Below are 17428 nucleotides of genomic sequence, written 5' to 3'. Positions count from 1 at the left end.
ACCTGGAGAGCCCAATGTCAGAGACGCCCACCATCGCGCAAAAAGCACCTTACAAAGTCGACGTTGTCGAAGGAAAAACCTATTTCTGGTGTGCCTGCGGTAAATCCGCCAACCAACCGTTTTGCGACGGCGCGCACAATGATACCGAATTCCAGCCAGTGAAATATACCGCACCCGCCGACAAAACGGTGTTCTTTTGCGGGTGCAAGGCAAGCCAGACAAGCCCGCTTTGCGACGGAAGTCACAACGCGCTTTAGCCGAAGGTCCGCGCACTTGGACCGGTCGCGCAACGGACGGTTTCATCCCACGGTGCGGATTGCACTTCGAGGTGATGCGCCAGGAAAGACAGGCGCTAGCTTTTCAGCAGATCCGACACGGATGTCGCCCTGAGATACGGATGAGGCCGGGGCGGCTTCGCAGCTCTTGGTTTGCCATTGCGCCTCCATGGAAATCTATTGTCACCAGAGATCCCCCGACGCGACGACCTGTCACGCGAAGCGTTCTGGAGAGGCCCTGTCCGAAAAGACGGCGCGCCCTACCTTTCAGGAATGGAACAGAACCCGAACGATACACGTGTGCTCTACAATGCGAACTGCCCGGTCTGCAGTTTCGAAATTGGTCATTACGAGGCTTACGCGTCGCAAAAGGCCCTGCCCCTGCGGTTTGAGGATCTCAACGAAACAGATCTCGCCCCATGGGGCTTGACCCGGGACGAGGCGGCACGTCGGTTGTATGTCTTTAAGGATGGCAAGCTCTTGTCAGGCATCAGCGCCTTTCTGGCGGTTTGGCAAGACATGCCCCGCTATCGCTGGCTGGCCAGACTTGTTGACATGCCAGTCATTCGCCCTTTGGCTGAACGGGTTTACGACCACGTTCTCGCCCCACTTATCTATCGCTGGCATCTTCGCAGAACGGAACGTCAGCAGCGGGCGGAGGCGCATGCCCGCAGATGAACTGATGCCCAGTTTGGCGACGACCGGACGGACTTCGCCAAGATAACCGCTGCGCCCCACGCGGATCGGGTCGGGTCAGGAGGTCTGCCGGCCTTGCAGCAGCGAAAACAGGTCCGCGTTGCGGCAATATCCGGGCGGGTTGTCCGCGCCTTCGCGATGTTCGGACAGCCAAACATCACAGGCTTCCGGGCAACTGCAGCCGGTGCAGGCCAGCACGGCGTCGGTGACTTCGTCCATGTCGGTCCGACCGCGTAGAACCGCTTCTTCCAGATCCACCCCAAGCGTTCCGGCCATGCGGTCCACCAGATCGGCATGATGCTTTATTCGGTTTCCGTCAGGCATATGCTCTCTCCATCGCTATCGCAGGGAGCCTATGCGCCGGGTCGCCCATCAACCTTGATAGAGATCAAAGGATCGCCGTGACGGCGAGCCTCCGCTTGGCTTAATCCGATTCGATTGCCCGAAGCGTGGCCATGACGCGCTGATATCTCGCTGCATTGGGTGGATGCGTGCCCAGAAAGCGATTGCCGGGATCGGGAATACGGTTGAAGAATTGCGCGCCGATGGCCGGATCATACCCCGCGCGATAGGCGATGATCGTACCCAGCTCGTCCGCTTCCAGCTCAAAATCCTTGGAATAGCTGCGCGCGCCCACCGCCGCGCCCAACTGCTGGGCGGATTCAACATCCGCCGCCGTTCCCCCTGTCAGCGTCGCCAGCCCTGCGAAAATGACCGCGCCCGCCGCCGCGTTCTGTCGTTGTCGCGCAAGGTGACCCTGAATGTGGTGGGCGGCCTCATGGGCCATGACAAAGGCGATTTCCTCGGAATTGCGCGCATCGGCGATCAACGCGATGGTAAAGGTGATCACCGGGCGCCCGTTGCGATCGAGACTTTGAAAGGCGTTGGGGGGCGCGTTTCGATTGTCATCGACGACGATGCGAAAGTCGCAATTCACCCCACGGGTACGGGCACGGCACTCGCGTTCTGCCACCGGCTCCAGCGTATCGACCACCTGCACAAAACTGCGCGCGGCCTGCGCCGGGCTGAGCGGCGCGCCAGCCGGTCGACTGGCCGGAGCCTGCAATGTCGCATCCGGATTCGGAACATCACAGGCCGCAAGGGCCAAGGCTCCGATCAAAAGCAGCCAGCGCATTTTCATCCTCGTCGTCGGTTTGGTTGCATCTGAATTTATCATAGTGTGCGATATCGACCAGACCGCATCACAATTCCGCGCTTCAACGGCTTGCAAACCCACGATACGCCGCTCACTCTTCAGGCATGTTTTCTATTGAGCACGACTTTGACGCAACGGTGATCACGCTGGTCGATGACGGCGCGGCGCCGCTTCAGGAAGATGTGGTGATCCACAGCTTCGCGGAATGTATCACAATCGAACAATACGACCCACGCACGGACCGGATGCATAAGATCACGCTGTCCCCGGAACAACTGCGCGATCTCTCTGCGGCGTTGAATATGCCCGAAGGGGTCTATCAATTGCGACGTCCGAGCGGCGGATCATGAGAGCTTGCTGGCCGCCCGCAGCTTGGATGGGCCAATCCGTCGCTCAGACACCCGTCCGAAAGGTCTGGGATTTGTAACGGACACGCTCATCCCCTCCCCCTGTCCGCGTCGGTTTAGGGACGGGGCGAGATGGACTTTGTATCCAGGTCTGCCGATAGTGCCCTTGTTAACGACAGAGGATAGCTCATGACGACCGCGTTTTTCTGGGACGAACGCTGCTTTTGGCACGCCGGCGGCAACTATGCCTTTCTGCTGCCCATCGGAGGGCTGGTTCAGCCCATGGCAACCGGCGGACTGCCGGAGAGCCCTGAAACGAAACGGCGCCTGAAAAACCTGATGGATGTGACTGGTCTGTCGGCTGAATTGTCCCTGCAAAGTGCAGCCCCCGCCACCCGGGAGGATCTTTTGAGGGTACATCCCGCCTCTTATCTCGATGAGTTCAAAAAGCTGTCGGATGCGGGCGGCGGAGAATTGGGGCGGCGGACCCCCTTTGCACAGGGTGGGTTCGAGATTGCCGCCCTTTCGGCGGGGCTGTCTATCGCTGCGGTAGAGGCGGTGTTAACGGGCGCCTCTCAAAACGCCTATGCGTTGTCACGTCCGCCGGGACATCATTGTCTGCCCGACTTTCCCAACGGGTTTTGCCTTTTGGCCAACATCGCCATCGCAATCGAGGCCGTAAAGGCACGGCATAGCTTGGGTCGGGTGGCCGTGATCGACTGGGACGTCCATCACGGCAATGGGACCGAAGCGATTTTCTATGATCGGGACGATGTGCTGACCATCTCACTGCATCAGGAAGGCAATTACCCGCTTGATACCGGCGATGCCGCGGATCGTGGCGAAGGCGCCGGCCAGGGTTTCAATATCAATCTGCCGCTTCCCGCAGGTACGGGGCACACGGCTTATCTTGCGGCAATGGACCAGATCGTGATCCCAGCGCTCGAGACATATGATCCGGATCTGATCATCGTCGCCTGCGGCTATGATGCGGCCGCGATTGATCCGCTGGCACGGATGCTGGCCACCGCCGAGACATTCCGCGAAATGACCACGCGCGTGAAAGAGGCAGCGGCGCGTCTTTGCGACGGCAAACTCGTCCTCGTTCACGAAGGGGGCTATTCGGAAGTCTATGTGCCGTTTTGCGGCCATGCGACGTTGGAGGCCCTGTCCGGCAGCACAATCACCGCACCGGATCCGTTTGCAGAGACGTTCCGCATTCGTCAGCCGGGCCCGGCCTTTGACCATTTTCTGCGCGACTACATCACCGAGCTTGGCGAGAAGGTCGATCTTTTGAAATGAAGACGCGGCCATATTGAGGCGATCATCCGCGCGCGGCTGACCATAGCGGCGATGGAGCGACCGGCCTTTTCCAACGCGTTTGCCATCCCACCCCGCTGGAAGGCCTCCCGAATGATACCAGGAGATTTCCGGATCACTGGCGCAAGCTGACCGTCAATTCGCTGGCCCCTTCATCCTTTCTGGCGCGACGGCTCGGCAAGGTACCGCATCTTTCGTAAGAAGACGGTTGAAACCGAACTGCAAAACGCCGACATACTCAATATGTATGTTAAGAGGCTTTACATTATGCCAGACGCCAACCCCGCCGCTCTTGAATTCCTGCTCACCCGCCGCTCTCGTCCCGCAAAGACATTGCAACCGCCTGTGCCCGACCGCGAGACCGTCAGTCAGCTCCTTACGGCGGCCGCGCGCAGTCCAGATCATGGCAAACTGGAACCCTGGCGTTTTATCGTTCTTGAAGGGCAATCATTCTCGCGCCTCTCCGCCCTGGTTGCCGAGCGGGGGGAGGCCCTGGGCAAGACCCCGGACGACATCACCAAGGCGCAGAACCAGTTCGACCAGGCCCATCTCGCCGTTGCGGTCATCGAGGTTCAAAAACCCTCTGAAAAGATCCCCCCGATCGAGCAGACCTATTCGGCTGGTGCCGTTGCTCTGGCGCTATTGAACGCAGCGCTTGCCGCAGGATGGGGTGCCAACTGGCTTTCCGGCTGGCCCAGCCACGACACGGACTTCTGTGCCCAGGGTCTTGGCCTGACGGATGGTGAGCGCGTGGTGGGTTTCATCCATATTGGCACCGAACGCAGCGCCCCACCGGAACGGCCCCGTCCTGCCATGGATGACATTACCACCTGGATGTCATCATGATCCTGAACGCTTTCTTCGCGGCACTTGGTCAGATCGGGGATCCCCGGTTCAGGCGCGTGCTCTGGCTTGGCATCGGCCTGACACTCGCCTTGCTGATCGCCGTGACATACGGCGCCGTTGCCCTGCTGCAGGCCCTGATTGACGAGAACACCCTCCTTTTCGGGCGTCTCAGCCTGCAATGGCTCGACACTTTGCTGGGTTGGTCCTGGCTGATCCTTTTGCCAGTCCTGTCGATCTTTCTGATGGTGCCCGTCGCGTCGGCCATCACCTCGATGTTTCTTGACGAGGTCGCGCAGGCCGTCGAAGACCGTCACTACCCAAACCTGCCCACGGTTTCCGGCGTTTCAATCCTGGATGGATTACGCGACACGATCAGCTTTCTGGGCGTCTTGATCCTGGCCAACCTTCTGGCGCTTGTCCTTTACGTCCTGTTCTCGCCCGCCGCACCGTTCATCTTTTGGGGGCTGAACGGTTTTCTGCTTGGACGTGAATACTTTACCCTCGCCGCGATGCGCCGGGTGGGCCGCGTTCGGGCGCGCGAGTTGCGCTCGGCCCACAGCGGGACGATCTGGGTCGGCGGTATTCTTATGGCGATCCCGCTTTCAATCCCTGTCGTCAATCTGCTGATACCGATCCTGGGGGCGGCCACGTTCACGCATATCTACCATCAAATCGCCCGGACATCCTGATCGCTGCGCAGCGCGTCGTAAGAAACCATCACATTGTCACGATAGGCGGGGCGCGCGGTCAGCCGATCAAAATAGGCCGCGATGGCCGGAAGGTTTCGTCGTTCGATGGCAATGTCGAAATACCGATAGAGCACGTGACCGAACTGAATATCCGAAAGTGAAAGAGCGTCGCCAACCAGATATGACCGATGGGCAAGGCGCGCCTCGGCGATCTCAAGCGTCTCTTCCAGGGTCTCAACCGCTTTTCGGATCGCCGTCCAGTCCCTGTCGGCGGCTTTAGTGCGGACCACACGCCAGAAAACAGGACCTGTGAAAGCCAACGCCACGTTGATCTTGGCCCATTCCGCCCAACGATCGACCTCGGTTCGTGCATCGAGGTCTTTGGGCCAGAAGACCTCATCGCCGTAGCGGGCACCGAGATAACGCAGGATCGCTCCGGTCTCCCACAAGGCGGGGCCGTCCCCGTCGCGGAGCACCGGGACCGTGCGATTGGGGTTCATTTCAATGAAATCAGGGGCGTCCGTGCCGCCAAACCTGTGTCCGACATCATGGCGCTGTACCGAAAGATCCAACTCCGCGAGGCACCACATCACGGCCTGGACATTGGACGAATCCGCGCGGCCCCAGACGGTGATCACCGGTCTCACCCCATCCGATTGAACCAGTCGAAGTCACGCACGCTGATCCAGCCCGACAGGATCACGATGCAAGCGATCACCCAAAGCACAAAGGCCACGCCCGTCGTGATCCAGGCCTTCTTTTTCAGATGGTGGTGTTCCGGCGCGCCGGCATGGGTGCCGGGCACGATCTCTCCCAGATCGCCCTGGGTCTGGACCCGGATCGGCAACACGATCAGGAAGGTCATGAACCAGAATACCGCGTAAAGCACCAATGCGGATGTGATCGCCATCAGCCGTTCTCCCCTTTACGCCTAAGATAGGAAAGCGGAGCGCAAAGAACAGGCCCCGCGCGCCCTAGACCTGTTCAAGCTCCACAAGGCATCCGTTGAAATCCTTGGGATGCAGGAACAGCACGGGCTTGCCATGTGCGCCGATCTTGGGTTCACCCGTACCCAGCACCCGCGCGCCTGTCTCTTTCAGGTGATCACGCGCGGCGATGATATCGTCGACCTCATAGCAGACATGGTGGATGCCGCCGGACGGGTTCTTTTCAAGAAACCCATTGATCGGGCTGTCCTCTCCAAGCGGATAAAGCAGTTCGATCTTGGTGTTCGGCAATTCGATGAAAATGACGGTGACACCATGGTCGGGTTCGTCTTGCGGCGCCCCCACATTGGCGCCCAGCGCCGAGCGATACTGCGCTGCGGCCGCTTCAAGGTCGGGCACGGCGATTGCAACATGGTTCAGGCGACCGATCATCGGGATCTCCTTTCGGCAAGGGAACAGGTTTGGACGCGGTTATGAGCGCTCGGTGAACGAAGAACAAGGGGGAGGCAGATAGGTTTGAACATCGTTAACCGCCTGTTAGCCATATCAGGTCCATGCTGGGGCACCGACTGGAAAAGGAGCTTGTCATGGACGATTCGGATCCTTTCGCATCTCGACTGCGCCAACCGACGGCAGCGCGCCCTCTGCTCGGGCTGACGGTGCTTGTTGTGGAAGACAGCCGCTTTGCGTGCGAAGCGATGCGTCTTTTATGCTTGCGCAGCGGGGCCCGTATCCGACGGGCGGACTGCCTGAAGTCGGCCCGGCGCCACCTTCAGGTCTATCGCCCCTCGGCGGTGATCATCGACCTGGGACTGCCTGACGGTTCTGGCGGCGACCTCATCCAGGAACTGGCGGAGGCGATGCCTCGGGTCGGGGTGATCCTGGGAACATCCGGCGATGAATATGGCGAGGAGGCCGCCCTCTCGGCTGGAGCTGACGGGTTTCTGGCCAAGCCGATCACCTCGCTGGCGGGGTTTCAGTCGGCGGTCCTGGCGCATCTTCCGCCGGAACGTCAGCCCGTTGGCCCAAGGATCCTGTCGGACGAGGAGATCATACCCGATCCCATTGCCTTTCAGGACGACATGGCGCTGATCGCGGACGTGCTGACCGACACGACGGATGAACAGATGCTGGACTATGTCGCACAGTTTGCACGCGGGGTGGCCCGCAGCGCCAAGGACGATGCCCTTGCAGCAGCGGCCAGCGCACTGGCGCGCGCGCGGGCGAACGGCCAGCCCGTGGCCAGCAATGCCGCGCAGATCGCGGGGCTGGTTCAGCAAAGACTGCAGCAAAGACGCGCGATCTGAGATGTCGGGCACCGCGCTTGCCCTTTGGGGTCTGACCATCCTGGCCATTATCTGCTACGCGCTTGCCTGCCGCTCTGCGGAGCGGATCCGGAACGCGCATCCGCCAAAGCCCCGACACCCGAGAGCAACCGCCACACGCCCGAAAGGCGATAGGGGATCTGCCATGCCGGACCTGGCAGGCACGGGCGAGCACAGCCTCAGAGCGTTGGATCGTGACTAACACGCACCAGACGGGTCAAATCGCTCAACCGTTCGATCTGTTGTCCCCGCTCGTCAAAGTTCTTGGGGTCGAGCCAAACACGGTAGGCTTCCCTTAGCGCGGGCCATTCGCTGTCGATCACCGCGAACCAGGACGTGTCGCGATTGCGGCCCTTCACGACGGTCGCCTGCCGAAACACGCCTTCATAGCTGAAGCCAAGACGTTGCGCTGCCGCGCGCGAGGGGTGATTGAGGGCATTGCATTTCCACTCATAGCGCCGGTAGCCGGCTTCGAACGCCCATTTCATCATCAGCGCCATCGCCTCTGTCGCCGCCCGGCTGCGCTGCAAGACGGGCGCAAAACAGATATTGCCGACCTCGATCGACCCCGCCATCGGATCGATGCGCAGGAAACTTGCCACGCCACCCAAGATATCCGTCTCAAGATTGCGGATCGCAAAAAAAAGATGCCCGGGATCCGCCACGGTTTCCCTTACCCAACGGTGATACTGCGCGGCAGATGTAAACGGACCGCACGGCATGTAGTGCCAAAGGTCGTCATGCCCGTCAAAGCTGCCATGCAACAGCGCGCTATGCGCCTCCGCCGACAGAGGTTCGAGCCGGCAATACCGGCCTTCCAGAACTGCGCCATCCGGAGCGGGGGGCGGGGTCCAATCGGGTACCGGAGCCCCAAGTGGCGGTAAATCAGTGATCGTCATGGCCGCACATTAGCGCGCTGCCACCCGTCTCGCCAGACTAAGAAGTCATAACTCGCGCGCGGCTGGCTCAGGACCCACGGGCGATCAGGGGTCAGGACAGCGCGATCTCGTTTTCACACGGCCCCCACCTCTGACGTGACCTGGGTTTTAGGCCCTTCGATCTGAGGCGAAAGCCAGGCCAAATGCCCCGCGGTCCATCGAAAGATCAGCGTTTTTCAAAAACCGGCTTTTGGGCGGATCAGCCCCCTGCAAAAAAACTGCGCCAGGCAAACACCCCATATCCCTTAGATAAGCAGGCCAGGGTCGCTCCCCATATCGAGATCCGGGAACACGTCCCGCTCAAGAACGCCTTGATCAAGGCCCGTCGCACCGCGCATCAGCCACGCCGCATGAGCGCGGACATCGCGGGTCGGCATCAGATCACGTCGCTCGTAAAGCGCGGCCTCCTCGAGGCCCGGCCAATCTCCCAGCACGCGCCCGCCCCTTATCGCTCCGCCCGCAAAGACCAACGCTCCGCCCGTTCCGTGATCCGTGCCGCGCGTGCCATTGGCGCGAACGGTGCGCCCGAATTCCGTCATCGCGATGACAGCCGTGCGATCCCAGGCCTGGCTTCGCATGGTCTCTTTGAGGGTCAGGATCGTGTCCGAGAGCCGGGTCAAGGCCGCAGCTATCGGACGTGCCTGTTGACGATGCGTATCCCAGCCATTGATCGAGAACGCCGCCACACGCGCATCCTTGCGCAGGCGCTTGGCCGCATAGTCCGCAAGCTTGATATGGGCCGGCACACGCCCCCGCAGCCGTTCGTCGTCCTGAGTGTCAGACAGCATTTGCGCCTCTGTCAAAGCGGCATGAAAGGCCTCGTCTTCTTCCATGACCAGCTCGGCAAGGCGCAACGCTTGCGGGCTGAGCGTCATCTCGGCCTCCGGTGACCAATTGGCCACCGGCGCCGATCCCCGCAGAAGCTTCATGTCATCCAGCCCAAGCGCATAGGCCGTGTCGGCCTCAACCCCGGGCAGGTGCTGCAAGGCGCGGTTCAGCCAGCCGTCGCGCACGCCTGACATGCTGACAGTGCCCGCCTCCAGCAGGTCCTGTCCGTCGAAATGGCTGCGCTTGTCGCGATAGGGCGTCGAAACCGCGTGCACAAATCCCAACTCCTCCCGCTCCCAAAGCGGCAAAAGCGGGGCAAGGGCCGGGTGCATCGCGTAAAATCCGTCGAGATCAATGGCGCCTTGGTCTGGCCCGATCTCGAACTCACGCCTCAATTGGGCAAATTCGGGCTCCCCATAGGGCTGCACGGCATCCAGCCCGTCCATGCCACCCCGCAGGATGATCACGACAAGGCGTGTCTCCCATGGGGCCGAGGCAAAGCTCACCGGGGTCAAAAGCGGGCTGGCTGCCGCAGAACACCCGATCAAAGCAGAGCGGCCCAGAAAGGCGCGGCGCGAAAGGGGGTTGGTCATGCTCATCTCCTATCTGCGCTGAAAGGCGGGGGAGGCCAGGACCAGCCCGATGGCCTCGTGGCGGCTTTCGGCGGCCCCGGCGGCAAAACGCACGGCGTCCGAAGCATAGGAGCCCAGCGCATCGACCACGAAAACACGCGGATCCGGCAGATCGGGCAACAGCGCGCGCGGACCTTCCATCGCCCATTGCAGACGCCCCGAGATGCCTTGTGGGGTAATCCATGCCTCATCGGCCTCGGGCCAGCCGTCCGGGCCTGCGGGTGCCTGCCAGCGCTGCCCCATCTGAACGAGCGGAAGGAAGATATACCGACGCAGATGCTTCTCTTCCATCTCGCGGAGGGGGCTGTCGGGCACATCAAGTGCCCGGCAGGCCGATCCAACGAATTCAACCGGCGTCTTGACGTTGCGCCGCTCCAGCGACCAGGCCGCAGGGTGCTCTAGCATCGCGGCATAGACCGCCAATAGATCCCCTTCGGTGTCGGTGTAGCGGGCGGTCATATGCTCCACCAGATCAGGCTCGGGGCTATCCGACACAAAATGAACGGCGAGCTTTCGCGACAGATGTGAAGCCGTGGCCGGATGCACTGCCAGATCCTGCAGAACCGTGCGAATGGGCTCCATGCTCGGAGGATCGCTGTGATAGGTCTGACCCAAAACCGTCTCCGGCCCCGGCTCGACAAAATCCTTGCGGAATTTGAACCCGTTTTCGGGCTGAAAACTGAGCCCTGTCAGCAACTCCGCCAGTTCCCGGACATCCCCCTGGCTGTAGGGGCCCGACACGCCCAGCGTGTGCAGCTCCAGGATTTCGCGCGCAAGGTTTTCGTTCAGCCCGCCCCGTCCGCGTTTGACCGCACGCACACTGTTGTCCCCGATGGAGCTGTCCTGATCCAGATATTGCTGCATCACCGGGTGTGTCACAGACGCAATCAGCAAGTCGGCAAAAGATGCACCGACATTCGGGCGCACTGCATCCTCCACAAAGGGGGACGTGGCGCGCCGGATCACGCCGCGTTTGCCACGAGCGGTGAAATGGTCGGCCCAGAAATGGACCAGACGCTCGCGGAACCCGGTTTGGGTATGCGTGCACCGCAACATCGAAAGCGCCATCCAGTGGACCATGTCCTCACGGGCGGCCTTGTTCAGAACGTTGCGTTTCTTTCGCCAGGTCTCGAATTCGGACGTGCCGCGCGTCTCTCGCATGCCCCGGCGGATCTGCCGGGCGCGTATCATGCGCTCGCGAAAGGTGTCGAAGCCTTCGATCGGATAGCGTTTCCGCATCGTGTCAGAGCCCGACAACCCATCCAGCATCGCCTCTGTCGAGGCGACGGGGCTCAAACGGGGCGACAAACCAAAGCCAAAGCGGATCTCGGCCAGTTCAGGGGTAAAGGCCACGGGAAATGATCACTCCATGCCAGAGACGCGAATAGCCCTAACATAGCAAAGACGCGCCCGGCTTTCACCGGGTGAGCGTGATTTTCCGTGCGACGGTCGGCGCCCGACCGCCCTTTTTGCGCATTCCGCAGGCGCAAAAGGCCTGTCAGTCCTGCGGGATCACACGCAAGCCAAGTTCCATAAGCTGATCCGAAGTCGGATCGGACGGCGCTGCCATCATCAGATCTTCGGCGCGCTGGTTCATCGGGAACATGATGACCTCGCGAATGTTCTGCTGATCGGCCAGCAGCATCACGATCCGGTCGATCCCTGCCGCACAGCCACCATGGGGCGGCGCGCCGTATTGGAACGCATTGACCATGCCGCCAAAGCGTTTTTCGACCTCGTCCTTGCCATATCCGGCAATCTCGAACGCCTTGAACATAATCTCGGGCTTGTGGTTCCGGATCGCGCCCGAGACCAGCTCGTACCCGTTGCAGGCCAGGTCATACTGATAGCCCAGCACCTTGAGCGGATCGCCCTCCAGCGCCTCCATTCCGCCCTGCGGCATGGAGAAGGGATTGTGTTCAAAGTCGATCCGGCCGGTCTCCTCGTCCTGCTCGTAGATCGGGAAATCGACGATCCAGGCAAAGGCAAAGCGGTCTTTTTCGGTCAGCCCGAGCTCATTGCCAATCTCGACGCGGGCCTTCCCGGCCACAGTCTCGAACGCCTTCGGCTTGCCGCCAAGGAAAAACGCCGCATCGCCGACGCCAAGGCCCAGTTGCTGGCGGATGGCCTCCGTCCGCTCCGGTCCGATGTTCTTGGCAAGGGGGCCGGCGGCTTCAATATCTGAATCGAAGGCTTGAAGAATTCGTTGAGCCTCACCAAAGTTCAACTCCTTGAGCGCTGCTTCCGCCCGATTTGCGGCATCTAGATTTTCGGCCGCTTCAAAAAAGCCTGCCACCAAATAGTGCTCAATTAGTCGCTCAAGTCTCTGCTTGTCTTCTTGCGCCGCGTCTCCCAAATCATCCATGTCCCCTATAATCGCTTTCAATGCTGCGATCTTCTCGCGAGTTTTTTCGACAGCACCTCCCTTCTGCTTTTCGCGCCAGAAGATATAGCCCATGCCCGGCAGCCCTTCCTTCTGGGCAAAGGCGTTCATCCGGTCGCAAAACTTGCGGCTGCCGCCACCCGGCGCTGGGATGGCGCGGATCTGCGTGCCCTCCTGCTCCAGCAACTTGGCGAAGATGGCAAACCCGCTCCCCCGGAAATGGTCCGATACGATCTGCATCTTGATCGGGTTGCGCAGGTCGGGCTTGTCGGTTCCGTACCAAAGGGCCGCATCTTTGTACGAAATCTGCGGCCAGTCCTGATCGACCTTCCGGCCCCCTCCGAACTCCTCGAAGATACCCGTCAGCACCGGCTGGATCGTGTCGAACACGTCCTGCTGTTCGACAAACGACATCTCCATGTCGAGCTGGTAGAAATCGGTCGGGCTGCGGTCGGCACGCGGGTCCTCGTCGCGGAAACAGGGCGCGATCTGGAAATACTTGTCAAAGCCCGACACCATGATGAGCTGTTTGAATTGCTGCGGCGCCTGTGGCAGCGCGTAGAATTTGCCCGGATGCAGGCGGGAGGGCACCAGAAAGTCGCGCGCGCCCTCGGGGCTGGAGGCGGTGATGATCGGGGTCTGATATTCGCGAAACCCGCTGTCCCACATACGACGGCGGATGGAGGCCACAACGTCCGAGCGCAGCGCCATGTTACGCTGCATCGCCTCGCGGCGCAGGTCGAGATAGCGATAGCGCAGGCGGGTTTCCTCGGGGTATTCCTGATCACCGAACACCATCAGCGGCAGTTCCGCCGCAGATCCCAGCACTTCCAGATCCCGGATGTAAACTTCGATCTCGCCCGTCGGCAGCTTGGGGTTCACCAGGCTCTCGTCACGTGCCTTGACCGTTCCGTCGATGCGAATGCACCATTCAGAGCGGACTTTCTCCACCTCGGCAAAGACAGGGCTGTCGGGATCGCAGAGCACCTGCGTCATGCCGTAATGGTCGCGCAGATCGATGAAGAGAACACCGCCATGATCTCGCACCCGGTGCACCCATCCGGACAAGCGGACAGTCTCGCCCACATGGGCGGCTCTTAGATCGGCACAGGTTTGACTGCGATAGGCGTGCATTCGGGCTCTCCATCAGGCGCGGGCATTGCGCCGCGCCGATACACCGCGCCTGAGCGCCGAAGTCAAGCGAATGGGCAAGGTCTGGCCACCCCGATTTGGCGGAATTTACCAAAGCAACTATAGTGGGGCGTTGGGAGCGCATCTTCATCGCAATGGGAGCATCGAAGACGACAAGGGGGACTGCACATGTGGGAGCGCATTTTTGACAGCATGATCCAGCGGCTGATCGTCGACGGAAGGTTGGAGATCACCTATCCCGACGGCACGCGCCGCGGCTTTGGTCCGGGCGGAGAGATGTCCGCAGCCCTGCACATCACGGACCAAGCAACCTTACGCGGCCTGTGCCTGTATCCGGAGCTGACCCTGGGCGAGGGGTACATGGACGGCCGGATCGAGATCGGCGGCAATGCCGAGCTCGAGGCGCTGCTGAAGCTTTTGATCCGGAACCGAAAGCCCGATGCCTTCCCCGCCTGGGTCCGGGCGGTGGACAGGATGCGGTTTCACCTGCGCGCCATCGTACAGCGCAACACCGCCGTCAGCGCAAAGTCGAACGTGTCGCATCACTACGACATCTCGGATGAACTGTACCGGCTCTTTCTGGACGACGACATGCAGTATTCCTGCGCCTATTTCCCAAGGCCGGACCTGTCGCTGGAAGAGGCACAGGATGCCAAGAAGGCCCATATCGCGGCCAAGCTGATGATCGAGCCCGACTGTCACGTACTGGATATCGGCTGTGGATGGGGCGGCATGGCGCTGACCCTGGCCCGCGATCACGGCGCACGCGTGACGGGCGTCACGCTGAGTGAGAACCAGCTGGCCACCGCACGCGCCCGGGCCGAGGCCGAGGGGTTGGCGGATCGGGTGACGTTCGAGTTGCGAGACTACCGGGATGTGGCAGAGACCTTTGACCGGATCGTGAGCGTGGGCATGTTGGAACATGTGGGCGTGCCCCATTACGACGAATATTTCGGCAAGGTGTCGGACCTTCTGGCCCCGGATGGCGTGGCGCTGATCCACACGATCGGACGCAGCGCACCGCCCATGGCGCACAGTCCCTGGATCCACAAATACATCTTTCCCGGAGGTTATGTGCCTTCCCTGTCGGAACTGGCGCCCGCCGTCGAGGCATCAGGGCTCTGGCAGTGCGACATCGAGGTCTGGAGGCTGCATTACGCGCTGACCATTCGCCACTGGCGTGACCGCTTCGACGCAAGGCTGGATGCGGTGCGACGGATGTATGACGACCGTTTCGTGCGGATGTGGCGCTATTATCTGACAGCCTGCATCATGGCTTTTGACGAGCAGCATCAGGCGGTTTATCACCTGCAACTCGCCCATCGTCGGGACGCGGTGCCGATCACACGCGATTATCTCCACCCGACTGGTAAGGCCGCGCACATCCAGGCGGCGGAGTAAGGGATCACGCCCCCCACCGGACCATCCGATGTGGACCTAAAGAGGGCGCTCTCCACTTTCACGGCCATCGGCTCCCCAGCCTGTACCGTGGCAGCAGGAAAACACGTCAGGGTTTCCACTTTCTTAAAATGCCCAATCGGCGCGACAGAAACCTCAAGTGGTCGATTTGGGTATTTCGGGAAAGTGGAGAGACGGGTCGCGCCTCAATTCGAACCGGCAGACCTCGCCGCCCATGGTGGCGCACTGTGTTTCAATGCAAACAAAGTCGCGATGCACGAGCACCTGATAAAGCCGCGCAAAGACGGCCGCGTGCCAGTCGCACACCGGATGGTCCGAAACCTCGTCTCGGATGACCGGATTGTGTCTGATCTCAAAACAGTAGGGTGAGACAACCCGGAATGTGCCCGTTCCGGCAAAGGTCCAGGCATGATCGGCAATGGCGCGAGAGAGGAGCCGCGCGGAAAGCGGCGCAGGCAAGACCTTGAGTACGCGCTGCGCCAGGGGTGGGATGCGGTGGGCCAGGATATAGTCCGCAGTGGCGCGCCCCGCGGCCCAGGAAAGGGCTGGCGCAAGGTCGGGGACCGAGCGGCGCATCTCCTGATGAACCCGCGCGGCCACACCTTCGGGGATCATCTCGGACCCGTCGGGGATCTCGAACACACCCGCGCGGGCCAGCAACGCGCTGCGAAACGCAGCACCGCCCGCCTGATCGAGGAGCGGGATCAGTTGCAGGAGGGCGTTGGGACCGATGCGGCCATCCTCAGACATCCTCCATCTGTTGGTCGCCACCGCCACAGGCTTTGATCTCTGCACCGTTGGGCATTTTGAACGAGGCCTTGCGTTCGACAGCCCGCGCCTTGCCCTGCGCGCGGATGGCTTCGCGGCGTTCGGCAGCGCGAGCGGCACGGTCGGCGGAGGCTTCCCAGTCGGCCATCTGCGCCTCGGCGATCTGGCGGGTCTCGTCGAACTGGAAATCAAGCCGGTTTTTGGATTGGGGGCCGGTATAGCCGACCTTGCCGAGGTCATAGAATGTCCGCGCAAAGCCGGCCTTCAGAAAGGCATAGAGGCATCCCAAGAGATAGCGGCGCCGGAACCCGGTGCCCCGCCATGGATAATGAAAGAGCGCCTTTTTCATGTAGAAACGGCGGTAATTGTTCATTACGCCGTCCAGAAGCTCGCCCCGCTCCATCGCGGCGGGCTTCATGATGGGGGTCACGAAGTTGTAGCGGGAGAAGTCGAAAACCTCGACCTGATCCTTGAGTTCCTGAAACAGAGGCGTGAACGGCCAGGGTGTATACATGGACCAGTTGGCCAGATCGGGCTGCCAGTCCCAGGCCATCTGGTAGGTTTCTTCCAGCGTCTCGGGCGTTTCGTTGTCCAAACCTACGATGAACTGCGCCTCGACCAGAATATCGGCGTCCCGCAGAAGGCGGATGGCTTCCTTGTTCTCTTCGACCTTCGTTTCCTTGTTGAACTGGTCGAGCTTCATCTGCGCCGCCGCTTCGGTGCCAAGGCTGACATGAACGAGCCCGGCCTTGCGATAGAATTTCAGCAGATCCCGGTCACGGTAGATGTCGGTGACACGAGTATTGATGCCCCATTTGACGCGATCAGGCAGGCCGCGCGCGATCAGCTCTTCACAGAACTGAATGAATTTCTTGCGGTTGATGGTGGGTTCCTCGTCGGCGAGGATGAAGAAGCCCACACCGTGGTTTTCCACCAGATCCTCGATCTCGTCCACGACCGCTTTAGGGTCGCGCACCCGATAATCACGCCAGAATTTCCATTGCGAACAAAAGGAACAGGTGAACGGACAGCCCCGCGCCATGTTCGGGATGGCGACACGTGTGCCGAGGGGGATGTATTGATACTTCTCCCAGTCAAGAATGGTCCAGTCAGGTTTGATCGCTTCGAGATCCTTGACCGTGCTGGCCGCCGGAGTGGCCACAATCTCCTCGCCGTCCCGAAAGGCAAGCCCCTTGATCTTGTGCCGTTCGGCGGGCCAGCGCCCGTCTTCGATGGCGAGCATCAATTCGGTGCAGATCTCTTCGCCTTCGCCGCGCACGATGACATCGATCCAGAGGGCTTCGCTGAGCACCTGTTTATACATGAAGGTCGCATGCACGCCGCCGAGAACGCGCACCGCACCCGGCGCGCGGGCCTTGGCGATTTTCAACACCTCCTCGGCACGGTAAATTGATGGCGTGATAGCAGTAACACCCACGACGTCAGGCTGCATCTCGGCGATCCGGTCACCAAGCGCCTCGTCGGAGATATCATTTGTCATCGCATCAATGAATTGCACATCGTCAAATCCGGCGGTGCGCAAATGGCCTGTCAGGTAAGCGACCCAGGCGGGCGGCCACGTGCCTGCGATCTCTGCCCCGCCGGAGCGGTAATTCGGGTGGATGAACAGAATACGCATGACGGGGGCTCCTCGCAGCTGACCCGACAAGATTGACATTTTATTTGTCAACTTAAGTTGACATAGAT

General features: G+C 60.9%; 19 protein-coding genes. 8 read left to right on the top strand and 11 right to left on the bottom strand.

The features are described from left to right. Positions 1–14: 14 nt before the first annotated feature. The gene (locus CFI11_RS06945) at positions 15–257 is read left to right on the top strand and encodes a CDGSH iron-sulfur domain-containing protein (RefSeq protein WP_130404386.1); all 243 of its coding nucleotides are present in this window, start codon (positions 15–17) and stop codon (positions 255–257) included. Positions 258–548: 291 nt separating this feature from the next. Then, on the top strand, positions 549–953 hold the full coding sequence (locus CFI11_RS06940; protein ID WP_130404384.1) for a thiol-disulfide oxidoreductase DCC family protein: 405 nt from the start codon (positions 549–551) through the stop codon (positions 951–953). A gap of 75 nt (positions 954–1028) precedes the next feature. On the opposite strand, the gene CFI11_RS06935 is transcribed toward CFI11_RS06940, so the two are convergent. Both CFI11_RS06935 and CFI11_RS06930 read right to left on the bottom strand, forming a co-directional pair. Continuing rightward, positions 1029–1295: a DUF6455 family protein gene (locus CFI11_RS06935; RefSeq protein ID WP_130404382.1), complete on the bottom strand. Its 267-nt coding sequence runs from the start codon at positions 1293–1295 to the stop codon at positions 1029–1031. A gap of 100 nt (positions 1296–1395) precedes the next feature. Next, entirely contained in the window at positions 1396–2106 is a 711-nt protein-coding gene (locus tag CFI11_RS06930; protein ID WP_130404380.1) for a M48 family metallopeptidase, read from the bottom strand. A gap of 125 nt (positions 2107–2231) precedes the next feature. On the opposite strand from CFI11_RS06930, the gene CFI11_RS06925 reads away from it, so the two are divergent. The 4 genes from CFI11_RS06925 (at position 2232) to CFI11_RS06910 (ending at position 5329) form a co-directional block, all read left to right on the top strand. Next, positions 2232–2477, top strand: a complete 246-nt coding sequence (locus tag CFI11_RS06925; protein WP_130404378.1) for a hypothetical protein — start codon at positions 2232–2234, stop codon at positions 2475–2477. A 186-nt stretch (positions 2478–2663) separates the two neighbouring features. Then, entirely contained in the window at positions 2664–3776 is a 1113-nt protein-coding gene (locus tag CFI11_RS06920; RefSeq protein WP_130404376.1) for a class II histone deacetylase, read from the top strand. A gap of 285 nt (positions 3777–4061) precedes the next feature. Beyond that, positions 4062–4640 (top strand): nitroreductase, encoded by a 579-nt coding sequence (locus CFI11_RS06915; RefSeq protein WP_130404374.1) that lies wholly within the window; start codon positions 4062–4064, stop codon positions 4638–4640. After that, the gene (locus tag CFI11_RS06910; RefSeq protein ID WP_130404372.1) at positions 4637–5329 is read left to right on the top strand and encodes an EI24 domain-containing protein; all 693 of its coding nucleotides are present in this window, start codon (positions 4637–4639) and stop codon (positions 5327–5329) included. The genes CFI11_RS06915 and CFI11_RS06910 overlap by 4 nt, the downstream gene beginning before the upstream one ends. Here CFI11_RS06910 and CFI11_RS06905 read toward each other — a convergent pair. The 3 genes from CFI11_RS06905 to mce form a co-directional block, all read right to left on the bottom strand. Then, on the bottom strand, positions 5308–5967 hold the full coding sequence (locus tag CFI11_RS06905) for a glutathione S-transferase family protein (protein WP_130404370.1): 660 nt from the start codon (positions 5965–5967) through the stop codon (positions 5308–5310). The two genes, CFI11_RS06910 and CFI11_RS06905, sit on opposite strands and share 22 nt — an antisense overlap. A gap of 5 nt (positions 5968–5972) precedes the next feature. Further along, entirely contained in the window at positions 5973–6239 is a 267-nt protein-coding gene (locus CFI11_RS06900) for a DUF1467 family protein (RefSeq protein WP_130404368.1), read from the bottom strand. A gap of 64 nt (positions 6240–6303) precedes the next feature. Continuing rightward, a complete protein-coding gene (gene mce / locus CFI11_RS06895; protein WP_130404366.1) occupies positions 6304–6708 on the bottom strand; it encodes a methylmalonyl-CoA epimerase in 405 nt (134 codons plus the stop codon). 155 nt (positions 6709–6863) lie between these two features. On the opposite strand from mce, the gene CFI11_RS06890 reads away from it, so the two are divergent. Further along, positions 6864–7583, top strand: coding sequence for a response regulator (locus tag CFI11_RS06890; RefSeq protein WP_130404364.1), 720 nt, complete (start codon positions 6864–6866; stop codon positions 7581–7583). A gap of 197 nt (positions 7584–7780) precedes the next feature. On the opposite strand, the gene CFI11_RS06885 is transcribed toward CFI11_RS06890, so the two are convergent. The 4 genes from CFI11_RS06885 to aspS form a co-directional block, all read right to left on the bottom strand. Further along, positions 7781–8500 (bottom strand): GNAT family N-acetyltransferase, encoded by a 720-nt coding sequence (locus tag CFI11_RS06885; protein WP_130404362.1) that lies wholly within the window; start codon positions 8498–8500, stop codon positions 7781–7783. Positions 8501–8784: 284 nt separating this feature from the next. Then, on the bottom strand, positions 8785–9960 hold the full coding sequence (locus CFI11_RS06880; protein WP_130404360.1) for a DUF1501 domain-containing protein: 1176 nt from the start codon (positions 9958–9960) through the stop codon (positions 8785–8787). Between the two features lie 9 nt (positions 9961–9969). Beyond that, entirely contained in the window at positions 9970–11352 is a 1383-nt protein-coding gene (locus CFI11_RS06875; RefSeq protein WP_130404358.1) for a DUF1800 family protein, read from the bottom strand. Between the two features lie 145 nt (positions 11353–11497). Next, a complete protein-coding gene (gene aspS, locus CFI11_RS06870) occupies positions 11498–13516 on the bottom strand; it encodes an aspartate--tRNA ligase (RefSeq protein ID WP_130404356.1) in 2019 nt (672 codons plus the stop codon). Positions 13517–13702: 186 nt separating this feature from the next. Between aspS and CFI11_RS06865 the strand changes: the two genes are divergently transcribed. Continuing rightward, positions 13703–14935: a cyclopropane-fatty-acyl-phospholipid synthase family protein gene (locus CFI11_RS06865; protein WP_130404354.1), complete on the top strand. Its 1233-nt coding sequence runs from the start codon at positions 13703–13705 to the stop codon at positions 14933–14935. A gap of 153 nt (positions 14936–15088) precedes the next feature. Here the strand turns inward: CFI11_RS06865 and bchJ are convergent, their stop codons facing one another. Further along, a complete protein-coding gene (gene bchJ / locus CFI11_RS06860) occupies positions 15089–15703 on the bottom strand; it encodes a bacteriochlorophyll 4-vinyl reductase (protein WP_130404352.1) in 615 nt (204 codons plus the stop codon). Continuing rightward, the gene (bchE, locus tag CFI11_RS06855; protein ID WP_130404350.1) at positions 15696–17360 is read right to left on the bottom strand and encodes a magnesium-protoporphyrin IX monomethyl ester anaerobic oxidative cyclase; all 1665 of its coding nucleotides are present in this window, start codon (positions 17358–17360) and stop codon (positions 15696–15698) included. The genes bchJ and bchE overlap by 8 nt, the downstream gene beginning before the upstream one ends. Positions 17361–17428 lie beyond the last annotated feature (68 nt).

The sequence above is a fragment of the Thalassococcus sp. S3 genome, assembly GCF_004216475.1.
Classification (GTDB): Bacteria; Pseudomonadota; Alphaproteobacteria; order Rhodobacterales; family Rhodobacteraceae.
Note: the sequence above shows the minus strand (reverse complement) of the source record. Positions and strands in the feature narration are given on the sequence as shown.